This is a genomic window from Streptomyces sp. NPDC056948, from assembly GCF_042674225.1.
GTDB classification, from domain to species: Bacteria; Actinomycetota; Actinomycetes; order Streptomycetales; family Streptomycetaceae; genus Streptomyces; species Streptomyces purpurascens.
Genome location: NZ_JBHUQX010000032.1, coordinates 1 through 22442 on the forward strand (window position 1 = coordinate 1; position 22442 = coordinate 22442).

The 22442-nt window shown below is 72.4% G+C and carries 19 protein-coding genes and 1 pseudogene; 5 read left to right on the forward strand and 15 right to left on the reverse strand.

The window, feature by feature from the left end:
* From ACFTZL_RS06465 to ACFTZL_RS06500, 8 genes are all read right to left on the reverse strand, one after another.
* The coding region (locus ACFTZL_RS06465) for an FAD-binding oxidoreductase (protein ID WP_382579023.1) at positions 1-1435 on the reverse strand (1435 nt) is incomplete at its 3' end.
* The gene (locus tag ACFTZL_RS06470) at positions 1432-2535 is read right to left on the reverse strand and encodes an LLM class flavin-dependent oxidoreductase (RefSeq protein ID WP_382579025.1); all 1104 of its coding nucleotides are present in this window, start codon (positions 2533-2535) and stop codon (positions 1432-1434) included. The genes ACFTZL_RS06465 and ACFTZL_RS06470, both read right to left, overlap by 4 nt.
* An 8-nt stretch (positions 2536-2543) precedes the next feature.
* The gene (locus ACFTZL_RS06475; RefSeq protein WP_382579028.1) at positions 2544-3527 is read right to left on the reverse strand and encodes an ABC transporter substrate-binding protein; all 984 of its coding nucleotides are present in this window, start codon (positions 3525-3527) and stop codon (positions 2544-2546) included.
* The gene (locus tag ACFTZL_RS06480) at positions 3524-4279 is read right to left on the reverse strand and encodes an ABC transporter ATP-binding protein (RefSeq protein WP_382579031.1); all 756 of its coding nucleotides are present in this window, start codon (positions 4277-4279) and stop codon (positions 3524-3526) included. Before ACFTZL_RS06480 ends, ACFTZL_RS06475 begins: the two co-directional genes overlap by 4 nt.
* Before the next feature lie 7 nt (positions 4280-4286).
* Complete coding sequence (locus tag ACFTZL_RS06485) at positions 4287-5225, reverse strand: ABC transporter permease (protein WP_382579034.1); 939 nt, start codon at positions 5223-5225, stop codon at positions 4287-4289.
* A gap of 35 nt (positions 5226-5260) precedes the next feature.
* Positions 5261-6124, reverse strand: a complete 864-nt coding sequence (locus ACFTZL_RS06490; protein ID WP_382579037.1) for a sulfurtransferase — start codon at positions 6122-6124, stop codon at positions 5261-5263.
* Positions 6121-6852, reverse strand: coding sequence for an alpha/beta hydrolase (locus ACFTZL_RS06495; protein ID WP_382579038.1), 732 nt, complete (start codon positions 6850-6852; stop codon positions 6121-6123). Before ACFTZL_RS06495 ends, ACFTZL_RS06490 begins: the two co-directional genes overlap by 4 nt.
* A 174-nt stretch (positions 6853-7026) precedes the next feature.
* A complete protein-coding gene (locus tag ACFTZL_RS06500; RefSeq protein ID WP_184586773.1) occupies positions 7027-7188 on the reverse strand; it encodes a hypothetical protein in 162 nt (53 codons plus the stop codon).
* Positions 7189-7284: 96 nt separating this feature from the next.
* Between ACFTZL_RS06500 and ACFTZL_RS06505 the strand changes: the two genes are divergently transcribed.
* Together ACFTZL_RS06505 and ACFTZL_RS06510 are read left to right on the forward strand one after the other, a co-directional pair.
* Entirely contained in the window at positions 7285-8163 is an 879-nt protein-coding gene (locus ACFTZL_RS06505; protein ID WP_382579042.1) for a LysR family transcriptional regulator, read from the forward strand.
* A 61-nt stretch (positions 8164-8224) separates the two neighbouring features.
* Positions 8225-11362 carry an ATP-binding protein gene (locus ACFTZL_RS06510; RefSeq protein WP_382579045.1) on the forward strand — a complete coding sequence of 1046 codons (3138 nt, stop codon included), beginning with the start codon at positions 8225-8227 and terminating at the stop codon, positions 11360-11362.
* Here the strand turns inward: ACFTZL_RS06510 and ACFTZL_RS06515 are convergent.
* The gene (locus tag ACFTZL_RS06515; protein WP_382579048.1) at positions 11343-12134 is read right to left on the reverse strand and encodes an ABC transporter permease; all 792 of its coding nucleotides are present in this window, start codon (positions 12132-12134) and stop codon (positions 11343-11345) included. The genes ACFTZL_RS06510 and ACFTZL_RS06515 overlap by 20 nt on opposite strands.
* Positions 12131-13111 carry an ATP-binding cassette domain-containing protein gene (locus ACFTZL_RS06520; RefSeq protein WP_382579049.1) on the reverse strand — a complete coding sequence of 327 codons (981 nt, stop codon included), beginning with the start codon at positions 13109-13111 and terminating at the stop codon, positions 12131-12133. Before ACFTZL_RS06520 ends, ACFTZL_RS06515 begins: the two co-directional genes overlap by 4 nt.
* A 174-nt stretch (positions 13112-13285) precedes the next feature.
* On the opposite strand from ACFTZL_RS06520, the gene ACFTZL_RS06525 reads away from it, so the two are divergent.
* A complete protein-coding gene (locus ACFTZL_RS06525; RefSeq protein WP_382579095.1) occupies positions 13286-14032 on the forward strand; it encodes a sulfite exporter TauE/SafE family protein in 747 nt (248 codons plus the stop codon).
* Between the two features lie 255 nt (positions 14033-14287).
* Positions 14288-16175: pseudogene (locus tag ACFTZL_RS06530) on the forward strand (ATP-binding cassette domain-containing protein).
* Positions 16176-16195: 20 nt separating this feature from the next.
* Here ACFTZL_RS06530 and ACFTZL_RS06535 read toward each other — a convergent pair.
* Complete coding sequence (locus tag ACFTZL_RS06535; protein ID WP_382579052.1) at positions 16196-17407, reverse strand: MFS transporter; 1212 nt, start codon at positions 17405-17407, stop codon at positions 16196-16198.
* A 37-nt stretch (positions 17408-17444) separates the two neighbouring features.
* On the reverse strand, positions 17445-18407 hold the full coding sequence (locus ACFTZL_RS06540) for an LLM class flavin-dependent oxidoreductase (protein WP_382579055.1): 963 nt from the start codon (positions 18405-18407) through the stop codon (positions 17445-17447).
* A 177-nt stretch (positions 18408-18584) separates the two neighbouring features.
* Between ACFTZL_RS06540 and ACFTZL_RS06545 the strand changes: the two genes are divergently transcribed.
* Complete coding sequence (locus tag ACFTZL_RS06545) at positions 18585-19766, forward strand: CaiB/BaiF CoA transferase family protein (protein ID WP_382579097.1); 1182 nt, start codon at positions 18585-18587, stop codon at positions 19764-19766.
* Positions 19767-19810: 44 nt separating this feature from the next.
* On the opposite strand, the gene ACFTZL_RS06550 is transcribed toward ACFTZL_RS06545, so the two are convergent.
* Genes ACFTZL_RS06550 through otnI form a run of 3 tightly spaced genes read right to left on the reverse strand, consistent with a single transcriptional unit; the run spans position 19811 to position 22414 of the window.
* On the reverse strand, positions 19811-20557 hold the full coding sequence (locus ACFTZL_RS06550; protein WP_382579057.1) for a FadR/GntR family transcriptional regulator: 747 nt from the start codon (positions 20555-20557) through the stop codon (positions 19811-19813).
* Positions 20558-20600: 43 nt separating this feature from the next.
* On the reverse strand, positions 20601-21614 hold the full coding sequence (denD, locus tag ACFTZL_RS06555) for a D-erythronate dehydrogenase (RefSeq protein ID WP_382579060.1): 1014 nt from the start codon (positions 21612-21614) through the stop codon (positions 20601-20603).
* Positions 21611-22414: a 2-oxo-tetronate isomerase gene (gene otnI, locus ACFTZL_RS06560; protein ID WP_382579062.1), complete on the reverse strand. Its 804-nt coding sequence runs from the start codon at positions 22412-22414 to the stop codon at positions 21611-21613. The genes denD and otnI overlap by 4 nt, the downstream gene beginning before the upstream one ends.
* Between the last annotated feature and the right edge of the window lie 28 nt (positions 22415-22442).

Consider the following 22442-nt stretch of genomic DNA (forward strand, 5'->3'; position numbering starts at 1 on the left):
GAAGCAGGCCGAGGGCCGCCGGGATTGTCGGGCGGTCAGAGCTTGTCTGAGGCGTTCTGAGAGCCTTGGCGGGGTTGAGGTCGTGGTGCGGGTCGAAGGCCTCTTTGTCCCGTCGTTGCAGCGCGTGCTGCTCGGCGCCGAGTTCCTCGGCGAGCCAGCGGCGTTTGAGCGTCCCCACGCCGTGCTCGCCGGTGAGCGTGCCGCCCAGGCGCAGGGCGGTGGTGAAGATGTCACTCGCCGCCTGCCAGGCAGCCTCCGGGACGTCGGGGGAGTCGGGGTCGAAGACGAGGATGGGATGGAGATTGCCGTCCGCGGCGTGGGCGAAGGTGAAGATCCGTACGTCGTGGCGCTCGGCGACGGCCGCGATCTCCCGTACCGCGAGGGCGAGTTGTGCACGGGGCACCGCGATGTCCTCGATCAGCACCCGGCCGATGCGTTCCAGGGAGGGCAGGACGAGCCTGCGGGCCGTGAGGAGCCGGTCCGCCTCCACCGGGTCGGTCGTGGTCTCGACGGACGCCGCATGCTTCCGCAGCAGTCGTGCCGCCGCCTCCGCCTCCGCTTCCGCGGACAGCCCGTCGCACTGCAGAAGCAGCAGCGCACCGCCTCGCGAGCGCAGATCCGTGCCCTGGGCCGCGTCCACGGCCGCCAGGACCGGACCGTCCAGCAGCTCGGCCATGGCGGGCTCGACATGGGAGGCGGTGAGCGCGGACACGGCCTCGGCGCCCTCGGCGAAGGTGTCGAAGTACGCGGCGACGGTGGCGGTCGACTCCGGTAGCGGGCGCAGCCGCACCGTCGCGGCCGTGATCACGCCCAGGGTGCCTTCGGAGCCGGTGAGCAGCGCCGTCAGGTCGTAGCCGGTGACTCCCTTGACGGTGCGCCGGCCGGTCCGGATCAGCGTCCCGTCGGCGAGCACCGCGTCCAGCCCGAGGACGGCGTCCCGGGTCACCCCGTACTTGGCACAGCGCAGTCCGCCCGCGTTGGTCGCGATGTTGCCGCCCACCGTGGAGATCGCCGCGCTCGCCGGGTCGGGCGCGTAGCGCAGTCCGAACTCGCATGCCGCACGGTCCAGTTCGGCGGTGATGACGCCCGGCTCCACGACGGCGGTCTGTTCCTCGGGGCTCAGTTCGAGGATCCGGTTCATTCGCGACAGGTCGACGACGACACTGCCCGCCCCCGCGTTCGCCCCGCCGGACAGCCCGGTGCCCGCCCCGCGCGGCACGACCGGCACCCGCAGCTCGTGCGCGTGCCGCAGCGCGGTCTGTACGTGCTCGGCCCGGGTGGCGTGCACGACCGCCAGCGGCTCCCCGTCCGGACGGCTGCCCGAACGGTCGGCGGCGTACGGCGCGGTGGCCTCGGAGCCGGTACTGAGCGCACCCTCGGGCAGTTCGCGGCGCAGCGCGGCGAGAAGCTGGGCGGCCGGAGCGGACCGCTTCACGCCGCCGTCCCCGAGGCGGCGCGGTGCGCCAGCTCCTGGCGGACCAGCGGGAGGACGTGGCGGGCATAGTCGATCGCGTCGTTGAGCGGGTCGTAGCCACGGATGGACAGGAGCTCGCAGCCGATGTCGACGTAGTCGAGCAGCGCCTTGGCGACCGTCTCGGGGGAGCCGACCAGCGCCGTGGAGGCGCCGGCGGCGTTGGTGGCCGTGGCGGGCGCGGTCCACAGGCAGCGGTCGTGGACCTCGCCGCGTTCGGCGACGGCCAGCAGCCGCTGCGACCCGACGTTGGCCGGGGTGCCCTGGCCGACCGCCGGATAGTGGCGCCGCTTTGCCCGCTCCTCGTGGTTCGTGGTGATCGTGCCGAGGACGCGGTGCGCCTTCTCCCAGGCCAGCTCGTCGGTGGGCGCGATGATCGGGCGGAAGGACACCCAGATGCGCGGGCGGGGCCGGCCGGCGGCGTCGGCGTACGCGTTGACCGCCGCGATCTGCTCGGCGGTCTCCTTCAGCGGCTCGCCCCACAGCCCGAAGATGTCGCCCTGCTGCCCGCCCACCCGATAGGCGTCCTCCGAGGAGCCGCCCACCGAGATGGGGATCGTGCCGTGGTACGGGGTGACATCGGAGCGGAAGCCCTCGAAGCGGTAGTACGGGCCCTCGTGCGAGACGGGCCCGTCGGCCGCCCACACCTCGCGCAGGATCCGGATGTACTCGTCGGAGCGCGCGTACCGCTCGCCCTTGCTCAGGTAGTCGCCCTCGCGGCGCTGCTCCTCGTCGTTGCCGCCGGAGATGATGTGCACCGCCAGCCGGCCCTTGCTGATCCGGTCCAGGGTGGCCAGGGCCCGGGCCGCGTGGGTCGGGAAGATCACGCCGGGGCGGTGGGCGAGGACGGGCTTGATGCGCTCGGTGTGGTTCGCCACGAACTGCGCCAGTTGCAGCGCGTCGGGCGAGGCCGAGTGGTAGGTGACGAGGGTGTAGTCGAAGCCGCCGTCGTCCAGGGCGCGGGCGTAGCGGCGGGCGTAGTCGACGTCGATGCCCGAGCCCGAGGTGGGGTCGCCCTCGGTGGCGGGGTTGGGGTGGACGGCGCTGATGAACTCGACGGGCATGACGGGGCTCACTCCTTGACGAGGCTGGCGTCGACGTGGTCGGCGACGGTCGGGTTCGGGGTGAGGACACCGATGCCGTGCATGGTGTCGCCGACCTTCTGGACGGACTCGACGACTTGCGAATTCACCGGCAGCAGCTCGCCGTTGGACTGGCTCACCAGTGTCTTCGCGATCGCGGGGGAGGCCCCGTTGTTCTGCTGGATCGCCTTGGCGTAGTCGTCCGGGTGCTTGCGCGACCAGGCCAGGGCCTTGTCCAGGCGGCGCAGGTAGTCGGCGATGGCGGCCTTCTTGCCCTGGTCGGCGAGGGCCTTCTCGGAGGCGCCGATGAAGCCGTAGCCGCTCACCCGCCCGTCGGCACCGTTGACCAGGAGGCGGCCGCCCTGCTGCTCGGCGACGGCCTTGTAGACCCCGAAGGTCGCCCAGGCCTCGATCTTGCCGGAGGTGAACGCGGCCTGGGCATCCGTCGGCAGCAGGTACTGCACCTTGACGTCGGAGTACTTCAGCCCGGCCTGCTCCAGTACGTGCGCGAGCAGGTACTCGGCGATGGACCCCTTGGCCGAGGAGACCACGACCTTCTTGCCCTTGAGGTCCTTGACGCTCTTCACCGACGAGTTCCCGCGCACCACGATCCCGGTGTGCGTGCCGTCGTTGCGCAGCGCGCCCACCGCCTTCACCGGCACACCCCCGGACAGCGCTTGGAGCGTGGGCAGGTCGGCGGCGTAGGAGGTGTCGGCGGCCCCGGCCTGCACGGCTTGGAAGAGCGGCGCGGCCCCCTCGAACTCGGCCCACTTGACCTTGTACGACGCCCCCTTGAGAGCGCCGGAGGCGTTGAACAGGGTCTGGAGGTTCTTGGCCTGGTCGCCGATGGTGAGCGTCTGTGAGCCGCTCCCGTCGGACGCGGCCTCACTGTTCCCGCCGCAGGCGGTGGTGGCGAGCAGGGCGGTCAGGGAGAGCGCGGCGCCGAGGGTGCGGCGCGTGGTCGTGCGGGTCATGAGGTGGGTGCCGTTTCTGTCGTGGCCTCTTCGCGAGGCGCCGAGGCGTCGTGGACGCCGAGCCGCCGCAGCAGTTCGCCGCGCAGCCGTACGAAGTCGGGGGAACCGAGCTCGCGGGGCCGCCTCAGGCCGACCTCGGCCTCGTAGGCGATCCGCCCGCCGTCCATCACCAGGACCCGGTCGGCGAGCAGCAGTGCCTCCTCCACGTCGTGGGTGACCAGCAGCACCGTGCAGCCGTGCCGCTGCCACAGGTCGGCCACCAGCCGCTGCGCCCGGCCGCGGGTGAGGGCGTCCAGGGCGCCGAACGGCTCGTCGAGCAGAAGCAGTTCGGGCTCGCGGACCAGCGCCCGTGCCAGCGACACGCGCTGCGCCTGGCCGCCGGAGAGGGTCTTGGGCCAGCGGCCCGCGTACTCCTCGATGCCGACCTCGGCCAGATAGCGCTCGGCGAGCGACCGGTCCTTGGAGCGGGGCAGGCCGAGCACCACGTTGCGCCACACCCGTAGCCAGGGCATCAGCCGCGGCGACTGGAAGGCCACCGAGCGGCGCTCGGGCACGGTCACCTCGCCCTCGGTCTCGCTGTCCAGCCCGGCGAGGATCTTCAGCAGGGTCGACTTCCCGCAGCCGCTGTGCCCGAGCAGGGCGACGAACTCGCCCTGACGGATGGTGAGATCGAGATCGTCGATGACGGTCTTGTCGTCGAAGGCGCGGCTCAGGCCGCGTACCTCCACCTGAGTGCTCACAGTCGTGCTCATCGCTCCCTCACGCTCCTTCGCCGTCGAACGAGGCCCGCCAGGCCAGCAGCCGCCGCGACAGCAGCCGCACGGCGAAGTCGCACAGCAGCCCCAGCACCGCGTAGACGGCCAGGCACAGGACGATGACGTCGGTCTGGAAGTACTGCTGGGCGTTGCTCATCAGATAGCCGATGCCGGCGTCCGCGTTGACCTGCTCGGCGAAGACCAGCGCAAGCCAGGCGGTGGACAGCGCGTAGCGCAGGCCGACCAGGGCGCCGGGCAGCGCGGACGGCAGGATCACGTACCGGACCAGACCGATTCGGCCGAGCCCCGCCATCCGCCCGGCCTCGATGAGCTGGGCGTCGGCCGAGCGGATGCCGCCGTAGATGTTGAAGTACAGCGGGTAGGTGACGCCGAGCGCGACCAGCGCGATCTTCGGGGTCTCGTCGATGCCGAACCAGACGATGAACAGCGGGATCAGACCCACCCACGGAATGGCCCGGAACATGCCCATCGACGCGTCGATGACGTCCTCGCCCAGCCGGAACAGCCCTGCGGTGAGCGACAGCGCGAGCGCGACGGTCGCACCGATGAGGAACCCGGTCGCGGCGCGGCGACCGGACGCGGCGATGGCCTGCGGCAGTTCACCGGTGCCGATCAGGTCGCCGGCCCGCCGGACGACGTCCACGGGGGAGGCCAGCACGGACTCGGGCAGTACGCCCGTAGAGCTCGCCAGGAACCAGACCAGCACCAAACCCAGGGGCCCGGAGGCCCGGCGCACGCCACGCGGAACACGGAAGCGGGACCGCTTGCGCGCGGTGCCGGGGCGGGCGGTCTTCGTGGCGGTGGGGCGGAGCGGCTTCGCCGGTCCGGTGGGCGCCGCGGCTTCTTGCGCGGCGGGTGTCGGTGGTGCGGATCCGTGTGTGGGCAAGGAGGGTTCGGACACCGCGGAGTGCGGGGAGGGCATGAGGGGCCTCTCGGAAGGGGACGGGGAGCAGGGGGTCAGCCCGGCTGTTCTCCCTGTGCTGCGGGGCGTGCGGGGTCGGCGGACCAGGCGGACCAGGAGCCGGCGTAGAGGGCGGCCGGGATGCCGGCGTGGGCCAGGGCCGCGATGGTGTGGGCGGCCGTGACGCCGGAGCCGCAGTAGACACCGACCTCGGTCGCGTCGTCGGCGCCCAGCTTCGTGAAGCGCAGCGCGAGGTCCTCGACGGGACGGAAGCTGCCGTCCGCCGCCAGGTTGTCGCCGGTCGGGGCGGAGCGGGCGCCGGGGATGTGTCCGGCGCGCGGATCGACCGGCTCGGCCTCTCCCCGGTACCGCTCGGCGGCCCGTGCGTCCAGCAGCACGCCGCCACGGGCGACTTCGGCCGCCGTGTCCGCGTCCAGGACGGGCAACTGCCCCGGGCTGAGCACGATGTCGCCGGGTGCCGGCGTCTCCGGCTCGCCGCTCGCCGTCGGCAGCCCCGCCGCACGCCAGGCGTCCAGGGCCCCGTCCAGCAGGAGCACCTGCTCGACCCCGGCCCAGCGCAGCAGCCACCAGGCGCGGGCGGCCGCGGTGTTGCCGTTGTCGTCGTAGACCACCACCGGACGGCCTGCGCTCAGCCCCCAGCGGCGCGCCGCGGCCTGCAGCGACGCCGGGTCCGGCAGCGGATGGCGGCCGCCCTCCGGTGTCGCGGGAGCGGCGAGCTCGGTGTCGAGGTCGACGTAGAGGGCGCCGGGGATGTGCTCCTTGAGGTAGTGCTCGCGGCCGTGCGGATCACCGAGCCGCCACCGCACGTCGAGGACGACGGGGGCCGGATCACCGCTGCGCAGCAGGAGATCGAGTTCGACGGCGCCGGTCAGCACGGGGCGGGTCTCGAACGCGGTCATGCGATGTCCTCGGCGACGGCGATGGGCGCCAGGCCGGGGGAGAGCCGCAGCCGCTCGAGGAAGAGCACGACGGTGGCGGCGGCGGTGCGGTGGGTGACGTCGTTGAGGACGTCGTGCCGGGTCCCGGCCAGGCTCACCAGCTCCGCTTCCGGGAGCGCGCTGTAGACGCGACGGGCCTCTTCGAGGGGGCTGACGCCGTCGTCGGCGCCGTGCAGACCGAGCACCGGGAGGGAGATCCGGTCCAGCGCGGGCAGTTCCTGTGCCGCGGGGGCCTCCAGGGCACCACGCCGGAAGGCGGTGTCGGCGGTCAGCCGGCCCCGGTGCGTGGGGCAGGCGGTGCGCTGCTCCAGTTCGCCTTCCCAGTCAGGCACCGTGATGCCCGTGTCGATACCGGTCGGCAGGCCGGCGAGGATCAGTGCGTCCAGGCCGGGGATGTCGCGGGCGGCCGACGTCGCGGCGTACGACGCGCCGGTGTCGGAGCCGACCAGCACCCGCGGGCCGGGCAGCGTCTCGTCGCGCAGCAGCTTGGCCGCGGCGTCGATGACGGCCACCGGGTCCAGGGAGGCGTCCCCCAGGGCCCGTACGCGGTACCCGTCGGCGGCGATACGGCGGCCGAACCGCTCGTACACACCGCCGTGTTCACCTCGGCCGGGGAGGACGACGAGGGTGCCGCGCGGGGCGATTCCTTCGGGTTCGTCCCAGGAGTGGACAGACTGAGAAGAGCTCATGGCAACTCGATTCATCGACAGCGGCGACGCCCGGGCAGGGCATGGCGGTGCGGCGGGCAGGGAGGAGGGGAGAAGCGGCGCACGGCGGTGCGGAGCCCGCGCGGCGTACGCGGCATCGCGCGAGCGGCGAAGCGGGGTGCGCTCGAAGGGGGCGCGCTCGAGGGGCGAAAAGGGTCAGCGACAGCGCATGGCGCCGCTGCGGCCGAAGTCGACCACGCGCCGCTGGGTCAGCCAGGCACCCGCGCCGCAGCGCGCCGCCGACCCGGTGGCCGACGGCCAGGGTCCGATGCGGTGGGCGCGCGGCCGGCGGGCCGTCACGAGGGCTGAACGCAGCATGCGCTCAGCATGCACGAGGCAAGAGACCGACGTCCAACGACGATTCGCCATCAAAACCGATCAGGATTCGTCATCGATGGGTGCTAGCCTGCGGCCATGCGGCCGGTTCTGGACATCGTGGCACTGCGCAGCCTCATCGCCGTCGCCGACTACGGCGGCTTCCACCGGGCTGCCGCGGAACTCGCGCTCAGCCAGTCCGCGGTCAGCCAGCACGTACGACGCCTGGAGAAGGCCCTCGGGCATCCCGTGGTGGAACGCGACGGCCGCAAGACCCGGTTCACCGCCCTCGGCGCCCAACTGCTCGAAGAGGCAAGGCTGATCCTCGGGGCGCACGACGCCGCCGTCCAGCGCCTCCTGGGCGAGGAAGGGGCAGCAGCCGCGACCGTCGTCATCGGTGCCACCGAACACGGCGCCGACCAGATCCTCCCGGCGCTCACCGACGCCGTCCGCGAGGTCCGGCCGGATGCCGAGGTGCGGGTGCGGATCGACCGTTCGGCGCGGCTGACCGAGGCGGTCGGACGCGGTGAGCTCGACCTGGCCGTCTACGTCACCGAAGCGACCACCACCGAGGGCACCTCCGTCGGAGATCTCCCACTGCGCTGGTACGCCGCCCCGGGCTGGCAGCCGCCCGCCACCGGGCAACTGCCCCTGGTCGCCGTCAACGCGCCGTGCGTCATCCGCCGTCGCGCCCTCACGGAACTGGCCGCCCGCCGGATGCCGGCCACGGTGGTCGCCGAGGCCGGATACCTCGCGGGCGTCCTGGACGCGGCCCGCGCCGGGCTCGGCGCCGCACTGCTCGCCGTCCCCGGCGGGCAGAACCCCGACGGGCTCGTCCCGTACCGGGGCCTGCCCGCGGTCCCGCCGGTCCGGCTCAGCGCCCTCGCCCGACGAGGCTCCGACCCCTCCCTGACCGGGGCCGCGGTCCAGGCCGTACGCGCCCTGCTCGCCTCCTGCGCGACGGAGCGGGCGGCGTAGCGCGCCACCGCGCCGTCAAGGCCGCGAGTTCCGGCGGCCGGGCCTTGGCTAATCTGCACGGATGACCACCGACCTGACCCTGCTGCCGCGTGTCGCCTACCGCGGACAGGAGGTCACCGCGCCTCGGCTCCGGGGCCTCCTCGCGCTGCTCGCGGGCGAGTTGCGCACGGGCTGCAGCACCGAGCGGCTCGTGGCAGGGCTGTGGCCGGACGAGCTGCCGGAGCGGCCGGGAAAGGCGCTGCAGGTCCTTGTGTCCAGGGCACGGGCGCAACTGGGCGCCGACGTCATCGCCAGCACGCCGACCGGATACCGGCTCGCCCTCGCCGAGGACCAGGTCGACAGCTCCGCCCTGCTGCTGCACGCCGCCGCGAGCTCGGACCGGGGCAGGGCCGGGGACCATGCCGGGTCGCTGGCGGCCGCCGACGCCGGGCTCGCTCTCTGGGAGGGCACCCCTGCCGAGACCGAGGCCACCGACGACCCCCTGACCGCGCTGCGCACCGAGCGCGCCCCCTTCCGCGGCGCGCTCGTCCGCGCGCGGGCCCTCGCCCTCGCCCGCCTCGGACGGCACGCGGAGGCGGCCGGACCGCTGGCCGTGGCCGCCGCGGACCATCCGCGCGACGAGGAAGTGCTCGCCGAACTGCTGCGCGGCGAGGCCGCGACGTCCGGCCCGTCCGCCGCGCTGACGCGGTACGAGGCCTACCGCCGCGAGCTGCGCGACGAGCTGGGCACGGATCCCGGCGCCGGGCTCAAGGCCGTACAGCGGGAGCTGCTGCGCGGCGAGGCGCCCGCGGTCCGGCACGGCGTGCCGCACGAGCCGAACCCGCTCCTCGGCCGGGACGAGGCCATCGCGGCGGTGGAGCGGCTGCTGCGCGCCTCCCGCGCCGTCACCGTCGTCGGCCCCGGCGGCCTCGGCAAGACCCGGCTCGCGCACGCCGTCAGCCGCCGGGCCGAGCAGCGCGTGGTGTACTTCGTGCCGCTCGCCGGTGTCACCGAGGACGCGGACGTGGCCGCCGAGGTGGCCTCCGCGCTCGGGGCGGGCGAGAGGCTGCCCGGCCCTGGTACCGGCCACGACCCCGTGTCCGGCATCCTCGGCGTGCTCGGTTCGGGGCCCGCCCTGCTGGTGCTCGACAACTGCGAGCAGGTCATCGCCGGCGCCGCCGGCCTCGTACGCGCCCTCGTCTCGTCCTCGAAGGACCTGCGGGTGCTCGCCACCAGCCGGGCCCCCCTCGGCCTGACGTCGGAGGCGGTGTACGCGCTGCCGGAGCTCGGGCTCGCCACCTCCGTCGAGCTGTTCACCCAGCGAGCCAGGGCCGCCAGGTCCGGCGTCGAGCTGCCGCCGGACGCCGTGGCCGAGCTGTGCCGTCACCTCGACGGGCTGCCGCTCGCCGTGGAACTGGCCGCGGCGCGGGTACGGGTGCTGTCGGTGCCGGAGATCGCCCGCCGCCTCGGCGACCGGTTCGCGCTGCTGCGCGGCGGGGCGCGGGACGCGCCGGAACGTCACCGCACCCTGCACGCCGTCGTGGACTGGAGCTGGAACCTCCTCGACGAGGAGGCCAGAGCGGCGCTGCGCCTGCTGTCCGTCTTTCCCGGCGGCTTCACCGGCGAGGCGGCGGAACAGGTCCTGGGCGAGGACGAGGACGCGCTGTTCCTGCTGGAGCAGCTGGCCGACCAGTCACTGCTCACCGTCGCCGACACCCCGGCCGGTGTGCGGTTCCGGATGCTGGAGACCGTACGGGAGTTCAGCGCGACCCGGCGCACGGAGGCGGGCGAGGACGAGGAGGCCGTCGACCGGTTCCTCGACTGGGCGCGGGACTTCGGGGTCGCGCACCACGACTGGTTCTTCGGCTCGGGACCGCTGTCCGCCTGGGAGCTGGTCAGGGCCGAGCAGGACAACCTCGTGCTTGCCCTGCGGCACGCCCTGGCCCGTACGGACGGCCCCGCCATCGCCGCCCTCACCGCGGTCCTGACCGCCCTGTGGTCCACCGGCTCCAACTTCACCCGCCTCACCACCCTCGCCGCGGACACCGGTCCGCCCCTGTCGCACTACTACCCCGAGCCCGAGTACGTCGAAGTCGCCCGCGCCGCCGCGGTGTTGTCCACGGCGACCCTGTTCATGGGCTACGGCCCGCACGTCGTACGCCAGCTCGTCACCCTCCGGCGGCTGCCCCCGGCCCCGCCGGACACCCTGGTGCGCGCCATCGCGATCGTGCTGGGCGCGGTCCCCGAGATGCGGCCGCCCGACTACGCGGTGCTGCGCGAGCTCTGCGACAGCGAGCAGCCGCTGCTCGCCGGCATCGCCGAGTGCGTCGCCACCTACGTCTGGGAGTACGAGCACGACATCGATGGCGCGCACGCCTCGGCGCGGCGGGTCATCGCCGCACTCGCGCCGGTCGACAACCCGTTCCTACAGGTCATAGGCCACGCCCGGCTGGGCGAGCTGTGCCTGAGGACGGAGCAGGGCGAGGCCGCGTACGAGCATCTCCAGGCGGCGCTTGAGGCGCTGCCGCGGCTCGGCGACGAGCACGACTCCATCGGCGTACGCGGTGGCCTCGTCCTCGCCTGCCTGCACCGCGGCGACCCCGACGAGGCCGAGTACTGGCTGCGGCAGGCGGAGGGCCACAACGCCCCGCTGCAGGAGGACTTCCACAGCCCCGGCCTCGGCGCGCGCGCCGAGATCGCGCTCGCACGCGGGCTGACGGAGGTCGGGCTCGGTCTGTGGCGCAGCGCCGTGGAGGGGATGGCCGAGGTCGGCCCGGTGGACGGCGGCGATCCCTTCCTCGACCGGTGGGTGCTGCAGATCCGGTCGGCGGCGGTGACGGCGCACGCGCACGTCGGCCGTCTCGAGCCGGTCGCGGACGTGGTCGACCGGCTTCGCCAGGAGCTGCGGACCATGCTCGACGGTCCGGCCGGCTCGCCCATGGAGCTTCGGTACGGGACGGCGCTGCACGCCCTCGGCATGGCGGGGCTGGCTTCCGGCGACGCCTCGGCCGTACGGATGATCGCGCTGGCCGAACGGCTGCGGGTGCTGCGCGACTTCCAGCCGACGATGTCGGCGGCCCGGGCCCGGCGGGCGGCCGAGAACGCCGACACGGCGGCCTACGCCGACGCGGTGTCGGAGTACGCCGCCCTGGAGCGGAATGAGTTGCGGGATGCGGCCCGCGCCGTCATGTCGGTTGCCGCTACTTCGGGTCGCGGTTGAACTGTGCCGTCGACCAGCGGTAGCCGAGCGCGCTGAGGCCGACGCACCAGGCGACGGCGATCCAGCCGTTGTTGCCGATCTCGGTACCGAGGAGCAGACCGCGCAGGGTTTCGATGGCGGGGGTGAAGGGCTGGTACTCGGCGATCGGCTGGAACCAGCCCGGCATGGTGTCGGCCGGGATGAAGGCGCTGGAGATGAGCGGGAGAAGGATCAGCGGCATGGCCATGTTGCTGGCCGCCTCGGGGTTCGGGCTGGCCATGCCCATGCCGACCGCGATCCAGGTGAGGGCGAGGGAGAACAGGGCGAGCAGTCCCACCGCCGCGATCCATTCCAGGAGCGTGGCGTCCGTGGAGCGGAAGCCGATGGCCACGGCGACGGCACCGACGAGGATCAGGCTGGCCATCACCTGCAGCACGCTGCCGACGACGTGCCCGATGAGCAGGGAGCCCCGGTAGATCGCCATCGTGCGGAAGCGGGCGATGAGACCCTCGGTCATGTCCATGGAGACGGCGATCGCGGCCCCGATCACGGTGCTGCCGATGGTCATCATCAGCAGGCCCGGGACGATGTAGGCGATGTAGTCGGAGCGGTCGGCGCCGCTGCCGCCGATGCCCGCGCTCATCACGCCGCCGAAGACGTAGACGAAGAGCAGGAGCAGCATGATCGGCGTGAGCAGCAGGTTCAGCGTCATCGACGGATAGCGGCGGGCGTGCAGCAGGTTGCGGCGCAGCATCGTGGACGAGTCGCGCACGGCGAGGGCGAGGGAACTCATCGGACGTTCTCCTTGGACTGGCTGAGCTGACTGGGGACGGTGGTGGTGCTGGTCAGGGCGAAGAACACGTCGTCGAGGTCGGGGGTGTGCACGGTGAGCTCGTCGGCCTCGACACCGGCGGTGTCGAGCCAGTCGAGGATGGAGCGCAGTTCGCGCTGGCTGCCGTCGCTGGGGATCTGCAGTGCGAGGGCTTCGTCGTCGCGGGTGACCTCGCGCAGGGCGGAGGCGGCCGACCGGTAGGCGTCCGGGTCGGTGAAGCGCAGCCGGACATGCCCGCCGGGGATGAGGCGTTTGAGTTCCTCGGCGCTGCCCTCGGCGGCGATCGTGCCGTCGTTCAGCACGGCGATGCGGTCGGCGAGTTCGTCGGCTTCTTCCAGGTACTGGGTGGTGAGGAAGACGGTCGCCCCGTCGGAGACCAGCTCGCGGATGATGCTCCACATGTTGTGACGGGAGCGGGGGTCGAGGCCGGTGGTGGGCTCGTCGAGGAAGATGATCCGCGGGTTGCCGACCAGGGTCATGGCGAGGTCGAGGCGGCGTTTCATGCCGCCGGAGTAGGTGGAGGCGGGCTTCTTCGCGGCGTCGGTGAGGTCGAAGCGTTCCAGCAGTTCGGCGGCCACCCGTCGCCCCTCCCGCCTGGGCAGGTGGTGCAGGTCCGCCATGAGGAGCATGTTCTCCTCGCCGGTGATCAGGCCGTCGACGGCGGAGAACTGCCCGGTGACACCGATCCCGGCCCGTACGGCCTGCGGGTCGGCGGCCAGGTCGTGTCCGCCGACGTGCAGCTCGCCGGCGTCGGCGGTGATGAGGGTGGAGAGGATCTTGACGGCGGTGGTCTTGCCGGCACCGTTCGGACCGAGCAGGGAGAAGACCGTGCCGGCCGGTACCGCCAGATCGATGCCGTCGAGGACCGTCTTGTCCCCGTAGGCCTTGCGCAGCCCCTTGGCCGCGATGGCGAGAGTGTGCGATGTCGTCGAGGTCATGCCGCAGAGCGTGCGGCAGGGCGCATTCAGCGCGGTTTCACGATGGTTTCAGCGCCCTGGAACCGGGCGGCGGAGAGGTCGCGATCTACGCTGTCGCCGGAAAGCCGAGCGGAACAGGCAGCGTGGGGGCATCGGGTGGGGTGGGAACTGGGGGCGGCCGGCCTCGCGGTCGGGATGCTGATAGCCGTGGTGACCGCGCCGGTCGGCGTCTCCGGGGCGGTGTTCCTGCTCCCGGTGCAGCTCAGCCTCTTCGCCGTGCCCAACCCGGCTGTCACGCCCACGAACCTGCTCTACAACGTGGTGGCGGGCCCCGGCGCCCTGCTGCGCTACCGACGCGACGGCGCCCTGGCGGGACCTCTCGTCCGCCGCTTGGTGCTGGGCACCCTGCCCGGGGTCGTCCTCGGGGCGGTCATCCGGGTGTTCGCCCTTCCGGGCCCGGGCGTCTTTCGCCTCCTGGTCGCCGCGCTGATGCTGCCGCTCGGCATCTGGCTCGTCGCCCGGACCCTGCGCCCCGCACCCCCCAAGACCCGGCGCCCCGAGCCCGCGCCCCGGACGGTCACCGGCTTGGCCCTCGCGGTCGGCGTGGTGGGCGGCATCTACGGCATCGGCGGCGGCTCGATCCTCGGCCCCGTCCTGGTCGGGCGCGGTGTCCCCGTCTCCAAGGTCGCCCCGGCCGCGCTCGCCTCCACCTTCGCCACCTCGGTGATCGGCGCCGCCACCTACGCCTTGCTGTCCCTGGCCCACAGCGGCAGCATCGCCCCCGACTGGTTCCTCGGCCTGTCCTGCGGCCTCGGCGGTCTCATCGGCGGCTACCTCGGAGCCCGCCTCCAGCCGCGCCTGCCCGAGCCCCTCCTCCGCCTCGCCCTCGGCACCCTGGCGACGGCGCTCGGCGCCCTGTACGCGGTCGACGCGCTTCGCTGATCCGCGCGATGGAGCCCGGAGACACGCGGCGGGAAGCCCTGAACCTCATCCGTCACTCGCGTTTCAGACATCGGTGTTTCGGACAATCCAGGCCGCCCGCCGGCGGCTTCAACGCGGCGTTCACGCGCCCGAGCCCTTGCCATGTCCGGGACCGCACGCGTCCGGAATCGCTCGCGTTCGAATCCCCTGCCGGGTCGTTATGCCGTGCACCGCCGAGCCACCCAGGCGCGGCATCGACCCTGAGGAGGGATGCAGGTGACTGTGACTGACACCTCGACCGACAACGCGAAGACGCCGCCTCCTCCACCGCCGGCCACCATCAGCTTCGAGGGCAAGTTCGGCAAGAACCCGCTGGCAGACGCCGGTTTCGGCGCGATGTGCCGGCGGCTGCCCTCCGTGCTCGTCCACACCGCTCGGATGGCATGGGCCGTCGACAGGCCCGGCGTTGTTCTGCTCCTCGCCTGCCAGTTGCTGACCGGCACCGCGGCCGCCGTCGTCCTGGCCTTCACCGCACAGGCGATGACCCACATCCTCGGCACCGGTACCGTGCCCGAACGCCTGCACGCCGCGCTGCCCGCCCTGATCGTCGTGACGGCGGCCGCCGCCATCGGTCGCGTCAGCAGCGCCCTGTCCTCGTACGCCGACGGAAGGATCACCCCGCTGCTGATGACCGAGGCGGACATCGCGCTCGTGACCGCGGTGTGCCGAGTGGAGTCGAGCGCCTACGGCGAGGACGGGTTCGCCGACCGGCAGGAGGCCGCCGAGATCGGGGTCACCCGCACCCGGCTGATGGTCCAGGACGCCGAGCTTCATGTCCGCCCTGATCCGCATGATCGCCGCGAGCGGCGTGGTCACGACACTGCACCCGCTGCTGCTTCCCCTGCTCCTGCTGGCCGTTCTCCCGGCCGGCGCCGGAGCCGTCCTGTCCGCACGCGTCGACTACGAGACCCACTACCTCAACCTCGGCGACCGCAACGTGCGCTCCATGATGCGCTGGTGGGCCACCTACTCCCGCTTCGGCGACGAGGTCCGCGCCAACGGCATGACCGGCTACCTCACCTACTGGTACCGCGCCCTGTCCGACCGGATCGACCAGCGCACCCTGACCGCCGCGCCGCGCATGCTGCGCATCTCCCTGGGCGCCGGCGCCCTGGGCGGGACCTTCCTGCTGTGCACCTGGTCCACCCTCGCCTGGCTGGCCGCCACCGGCCGTATCGCCCTGCCCGTCGCGGCCACCGCTGTGATCGCCGTCCAGACCACACTGGCCGCCCTGTCCCAGTTCGTCATCCACGGCGCCGCCCTGTTCCACACCTCGCTCTACCTCGCCGACATGCGCTCCTTCCTCGACATGGCACAGGAACGCGCCCCCAGGCGCGGGGCATCGGCCGTCCCGGAACGCGTGGATCAGATCCGCCTCGACGAGGTCGTGTTCCGGTACCCGGGCAAGGAGGAGCCCGCCGTCGCGGGCGTGTCGCTCACGCTGCGCCGAGGCGAGATCCTGGCCGTCGTCGGCGAGAACGGCTCGGGCAAGTCCACCCTGACCAAGCTCATCACCGGCATCCTGCTCGCCGACAAGGGCCGCGTCCTGTGGGACGACATCGACCTCGCCCAGGCCGATCCCGACGCCGTGTGGAACCGCACCGCGCTCGTCCCCCAGAACTTCGCCTGCTGGCCCTTGCGCGCCCGCGAGAACATCACCCTCGGCCAGCCACGGACGAACGACGACGGACCGGTGTGGGATGTCGTCGACGCCGTCGGCATGCGCGAGGCGATCGAGAAACTCCCTCGGCGGCTCGACACCCTTCTCGCCAAAGAGCTGTGGGGCGGTGCCGAGTTGTCCGGTGGGCAGTGGCAGCGCCTCGCGTGCGGCCGGGTGCTCTACAGGCGGACCCCGCTGCTGATCCTGGACGAACCGACGTCGCAGATGGACGCCCGCGGTGAGCACGCCATCTTCCTGGAGATCAAGCGCATCGCCGCCGAGCGCATGACGATCGTCGTCACCCACCAACTCGAGAACACCAAGCTCGCCGACCGCATCCTCGTCATGGACCAGGGACGTGTCATCGAACAGGGCACGTACGAGGAGTTGGCGAACGCCGGAGGACTCTTCGCGGAACTCGTCTCCCTGTCTCAGGACCGGTGAGGGCCTCTGCCTTCACTCCCTCACGGCCGGGTTGCCGACTCGGTGGCCGGTGAGGCCGTGGCGGAGCGCTTGCCGACGGCGGGAGCGAGGACGATCGCCACGGCGGTGAAGGCGAGGACGACGATCATGGCGACGCGCAGCCCGTAGTGCTCGCCGAGGAAGCCGAGACACGGGGGCCCGACGAGGAACGCGACATAGCCGATCATCGCCACGAGGCTGACACGCGCGGCCGAGTCGGGCCCGGAGTCACCGGCCGCCGAGAGGGTGACCGGGAAGCCGAGCGAGGCTCCCAGGCCCCAGAGAAGAACGGCGGCCCCCGCGAGGACGGCCGAGTCGGCGAAGACGACGACGGCGATTCCCAGGGTCGCGCACACCGCGCTGGCCCGGACGACGGGGGCGCGGCCGAGGCGGTCGATGAGGAGTCCTCCGGCGAAGCGGCCGATGGTCATGGCGGCGGCGAAGCCCGTGTAGACGGCCGACCCCAGGGCGGGGTCCACGCCGTGGCCGTCGACCATGAGCAGGGGCAGCCAGTCGTTGGCCGAACCCTCGGCCAGCGCCATCGCCAGGATGACGCCGCCGATCAGCAGCAGCCGCGGGTCCTTCCAGACCCGCACCTCGGCCGGCGCGGCGTCGGGCCGCGAGCCGCCGCGGTCCCGGGTCTTGCCGACCGCGTGGGGAATGGCTCGGAAGGCATGGGCGAACATGACCGCCGTGACGGCGGCCATGCCGGCCAGATGCCACTGCACCGGCCAGGAGACAGCGGTGCACAGAATGCCGAACGCGGCCCCCACGACAGTGCCCAGGCTGAAGAACCCATGGAGCGTGGGCAGTACCGTCCGCCCCGTGATCCGCTCGACGTCGGCACCGTCGATGTTGATCGCCACCTCCCCACCGCCCATACCGGCCCCGAAGAGGAACAGCCCGGCGGTGGTCGCGGGGGCGGAGGAGAGCATCGTCCCGCCGCCGATCACCGCCATGCTCAGAATGATCAGCAGCGTCGCGACGCCCATGACGGGCCGGGTGCCGAACCTGGCCACGAGTGTTCCGGAACTGAGAATGCCGATCATGGAGCCGACGGACAGCCCGAACAGGACGATGCCCATCTGGGCCGTCGAGACGTCGAGTTGATCCCGGATGTCGGGCGTCCGGGTCACCCACGAGGAGATCGACAGTCCGGGTATGAGGAAGAAGAGGAACAGCGCCGCTCGGCGGCGGCGCGTGGCCGGGTCCATCAAGAAACTTGCTCTTTCACGCGTGTCGGTGGACTGCTCACAGGATCGCCGCGAGCGAATCCAGTGACGCCAGGTAGTCGTCGCCCACCGGGGTGAGGACAGCGCTGGTGACGCCCGCGTCGAACAACTCCGTCACCCTGGACCGGGCCTGCCCCGGTGTGCCCGCCACGGCGAGTTGCCCCACCCAGTCGTCCGGCAGGGCGCGGGCGAAGTCCTGCGGGCTGTCGCAGCGGGAGCGCAGGGCGACGAGTTCGTCGTAGAAGGGGAGCGGGGCGATGTGGGGCCGCCAGTCCGGTTCTCCCACCACTTCGAGGGCGGGGCGGACCGCTGTCAGCGCGACGGCGGGGTCCTCGTCGATCGCCGCGATGTTGTAGGCGACCAGACGGTGCGGGCGGGTCGGGGCGATGTGCTTGAGGGCCTCTCGTACGTAGGCGGGGGTCACCGGCTCCGCGAGGAGGGTGCCGTCGGCCACCTCACCGGACACGGCCAGGGACTTGGGGCCGCGCACGCCGGCCAGGACGTCGGGGGCCGTGACCGGTGTCGCGCTCTCGTGCAGGTGCGTGCCGTCGATGCGGACGTACTGCCCGTCGTGGTGCACGGGTCGGCCGCTCAGTACCGATTTCAGGACGGTGATGTACTCGCTCAGGAGCGTGAGAGGACTCTTGGGCCATGCTCCGACGCTGCGCATCCACGAGGGCATGCCGTGGCCGACGGCGATGTCCACGCGATCGGGATGCAGTTGGACGAGGCTCGCGATCTCCATCGCGGCGAAGGCGACATTGCGGGCGGCGGCCGGCAGCAGTCCGACGCCGACGCGGATCCGCGTCGTGGCGGCGAGGACGGTGGCCGCCTGCACCAGCCCACCCCGGTAGCCGAGGTCCTCCACCACCCACAGCTCGTCGAAGCCGTGTTCCTCCGCCCGTCGGGCGAAAGTGATGATGTCCCGCGCCGGAATGTCGCGCGGCAAGAGGGCGCCGATCGCGCCGTCCCTTTTCGTCATGGTGATCTCATCCTCCGCAGGTTCACGTCGTCATCGTCCAGCGGCCGACCAGGGACATGCCGGGTGTCCGATCGTAGTCATTGGGTGATACACCGGGTGCGCGGAGTGCCCAGCCCGACGGTGATGAAGACCGGGCCCCGCGATCAGAGAGGAGGGTGCGTGAGCGCCCAGGACAACATGCCGGACGGACGGAGCGCACTGGGCGGCGTGCGCATCGCCGACTTCTCCCGGATTCTCGCGGGACCCTACGCCACCATGCTCCTCGCCGACCTGGGCGCCGACGTGATCAAGATCGAGCGGCCGGGCGTCGGGGACGACACCCGGGCCTGGCAGCCTCCGGCGGACCACGACGGTACGTCGACCTACTACCTGAGCGTGAACCGGAACAAGAGGTCGGTCGTCCTGGACCTGGCCACGGACGCCGGCCGCGAACAGGCGCGGTCCCTGGTCGCCGAGTGCGACGTCGTCGTGGAGAACTTCCGGCCCGGCACGATGGAGCGGCTGGGCCTCGGCCACGAGGAGCTCCGTGCGCGGCACCCGGAGCTGATCTACTGCTCGATCAGCGGCTTCGGCAGCGGCGCGGGCGCCGCGATCCCCGGATACGACCTGCTCGTGCAGGCCGCCGGAGGCCTGATGAGCGTGACCGGGGAGGCACACGGGGAGCCGGTGAAGGCAGGTGTGGCCCTCGTGGACGTGATCACCGGGCTGCACGCCTCACTCGGCATCCTCGCCGCCCTCCGGCACCGGGACGCCACCGGCGAGGGGCAGCTCGTGGAGGTGAACCTGCTCAGCTCCCTGCTGTCGGGCATGGTCAACCAGGCCTCGGCGTTCGCCGTCGCCGGTGTGGTCCCGGGCCGCATGGGCAACGCGCACCCGAGCATCGCCCCGTACGAGACCTTCCCCACCGGGGACCGTCCGCTCGCCCTCGCGGTGGGCAACGACAAACAGTTCGCGGTCCTCGCCGAGGTCCTCGGCGAACCCGGTCTCCCTCTCGACGACCGATTCCGCACCAACGCCGACCGGGTCGCCCACCGCACCGAACTGGGGGAGATCCTGACCCGGTTGCTGAGCACCGGCGGCGCGGACCACTGGTCGGCGGTCCTGCTGGCCGCCGGAGTACCGGCCGGCCCGGTCAACAACCTGGACGAGGCGTTCGGCTTCGCCCACGAACTCGGCCTGCCCGGCGTCGTCGACCTGCCCGCCGACGCCGCAGGCACAGAAGGAGGCAGGATCTCCCGTCAGGTCGCACACCCCGTCGCCCTGAGCGCGACGCCCGCGCGGTACCTGCTGCCCCCGCCCCTGCTGGGACAGCACACCGAGGAGATCCTCCGCGGCATCACCGGCCGCGAATCCCCCTGACCCGGACCGGCCGTCCGACCGGCCACGGCGGTCGTACCGGCTCGTCAGGGTGCGGCGTCGAGATCCACCTCGATGTCCTCGGCGTCGGTCCAGAATCCGTCGTCCGCGTCCTGGAGGCGGGCGGCGGCGTGATCCATGTGGAGGCGTGCGGCCCCGCGTGCCGCCTCGGGGTCGCGCGCCTCGATGGCGGCGAGGATGGCGTGGTGCTCCGCCCGGACCGCTTCGATGAAGTCGTTCCGGCGTGCCTCGTTCGCACGCGTGACGCGGATACCGCTGCGCGACACATCGCCCAGGTACCGCAGGGTCGAGACCATCACCGTGTTCCCGGTCGACTCGGCGATGGACCGGTGGAAGGCGAGATCTTCGTCCACGCCGTCGCCGCCGGCCGCGACCGCCGAGTCGATCGCGTCCAGGGCCTGACGCATCCGTGCCAGGTCGAGGGGCGTGGCCCGGGAGGCCGCGAGATGGGCCGCCTCACCCTCCATGGCACGGCGCACCTCCACGATCTGCAGCACCTTCGCCTTGGTGTCGGCGGCCTCGAGGTCGAGCGGGCGGGTGCGCCGGGGCAGGACGAACACGCCGATGCCCTGGCGCGGTTCGATCAGGCCCGCGTTGCGCAGCCGCGACAGTGCCTCGCGCACCACCGTGCGGCTGACGCCCAACTGTCTGACCAGCTCGACCTCTGTCGGCAGTCGGTCGCCCTCGGCCAGCCGCCCCGACTCGATCTCCTCCGAGAGGGTCGCGGCGACCTGATCTGCGAGCCGGACGGGACCGCTCACCTTAGAAAACATGGTTTTCAGTCTATAGGTCCGGGTCCCGTCGTTCCGCTTCCCGCTATGCCTTGACCAGGACCGCGTCGGGGTGGTCGGCGAGGTAGTCCCGCACCACCGATTCGAAGCTCGGGTCGGGCTCCAGGCCGAGCGCGGCGGCACGCGTGTTGTCGAAGACGGAAGGCCACGAGCCCACGACGGCCTCGACGTCACGGTCGGGCGCGATGGTCACCAGATCGGCCGCGGCGTCGCCTGCCACGCGCCGCAGCGTGGCCAGCATCTCGGCGACCGAGACCGTGAGTGCGGGGAGGTTGACGGGCAGTCCGCCGTCGAGCCGGCCCCTCCCGCTGCCGCGCTCGGCTTCCGCGATGCGGAGGATCCCTCCGACCGTGCGCCGCGGCGACGCCAGGGCCACCCGCAGGTCGGGGCGTACGGGGCAGATCGCGGGGAGGCCGGCGAGCGGCTCGCGGACGATGCCCGACAGGAAGCCGGAGGCGGCGGCGTTCGGCTTGCCGGGACGTACGGACACGGTCATCAGCCGGGCGACGCGTCCGTCGATGAAGCCCCGGCGCGTGTAGTCCGCGACCAGTTGCTCGCAGACGAGCTTCTGGATCCCGTAGCTCGACCGGGGAGTGGGCAGGGTCGACTCGCTGACCACCGGCGGGAGCGGCAGCGCCGGGTCGGAACCGTAGACCGCGACGCTGCTGGAGAACACCAGGCGCGGCGTCGGCCCGCCGGCGGCCGACTGGGCCCGGGCGGCTTCGAGGAGGGCGCGGGTGGTGTCCAGGTTGGCGCTCATCCCGAGGTCGAAGTCGGCCTCGCACTCGGCCGAGACGGCCGCGGCGAGGTGGATCAGCACGTCCACCGGCTCCGCGAACACCTCGTCGAGACACTCGACCAGGTCACCCCGCACGATCTCCACCAGAGGATCGGCCGCCTCGGCCGCCCCGGGCGGAACGAAACGGTCGGTGAGCACCAGTTGATCGATCGGCGAACCACCGTGCGTCCGGGTCCTCAGCAGGGTGTCGGTGATCTCGCGTCCCAGAAAGCCGAAGCCGCCCGTGATGACGATCCTCATGCGCTGTCTCCTCGGTAGTCGTCCAGCCAGCCGAGGCCCTCGCTCGTGCCGGCCCGGGGGATGTACTCGCAGCCGATCCATCCGTCGAAGCCCAGGTCGTCGACGACGCCGAACAGATGCCGGACGTCGAGCTCGCCGCCGTCCGGCTCGTGGCGATCCGGCACGCCGGCGATCTGCAGATGACCGACCCGGCCGGTCGGCAGGTCGCGGCGCAGCGTCGTCGTGAGATCGCCTTCGACGATCTGGCAGTGGTACAGGTCGAGTTGCACCTTGAGATTCGGGGCGCCCACCTCCCGTACCACCGCGTGGGCCTCCGCCTGCCTCGACAGGAAGTAGCCCGGCATGTCGCGGCCGTTGATCGGCTCGATCAGGATGTCGACCTCCGACTCGGCGGCTCGCTCCGCCGCCCACTCCAGGTTGGCCAGGTAGGTGTCGCGGTGCTCGGCCAGCTCCTTCGGGGTCACGTCCGGCGGCACGAGACCCGCCATCACGTGCAACCGAGGGCAGTCCAGTGCGGCGGCGTACTCCAGAGCCCGGGCGATGCCGGAGCGAAGCTCCGCCTCGCGGCCGGGCAGCGCCGCGATCCCGCGTTCTCCCGACTCCCATGCGCCGGGAGGCGCGTTGAAGAGCACCTGCCCGAGGCCGTTGTCGTCGAGCCGGCGCCGCAACTCCGCGCTGTCGTAGGCGTAGGGGAAGAGGTATTCGACGGCGGTGAAGCCGTCCGCCGAGGCCGCGGCGAAGCGGTCGGGGAAGTCGTGCTCGGGATACATCATGGACAGGTTCGCTGCGAACCTCGGCATGCTGGCTCCTGTGAGGGGACCGGGAGGG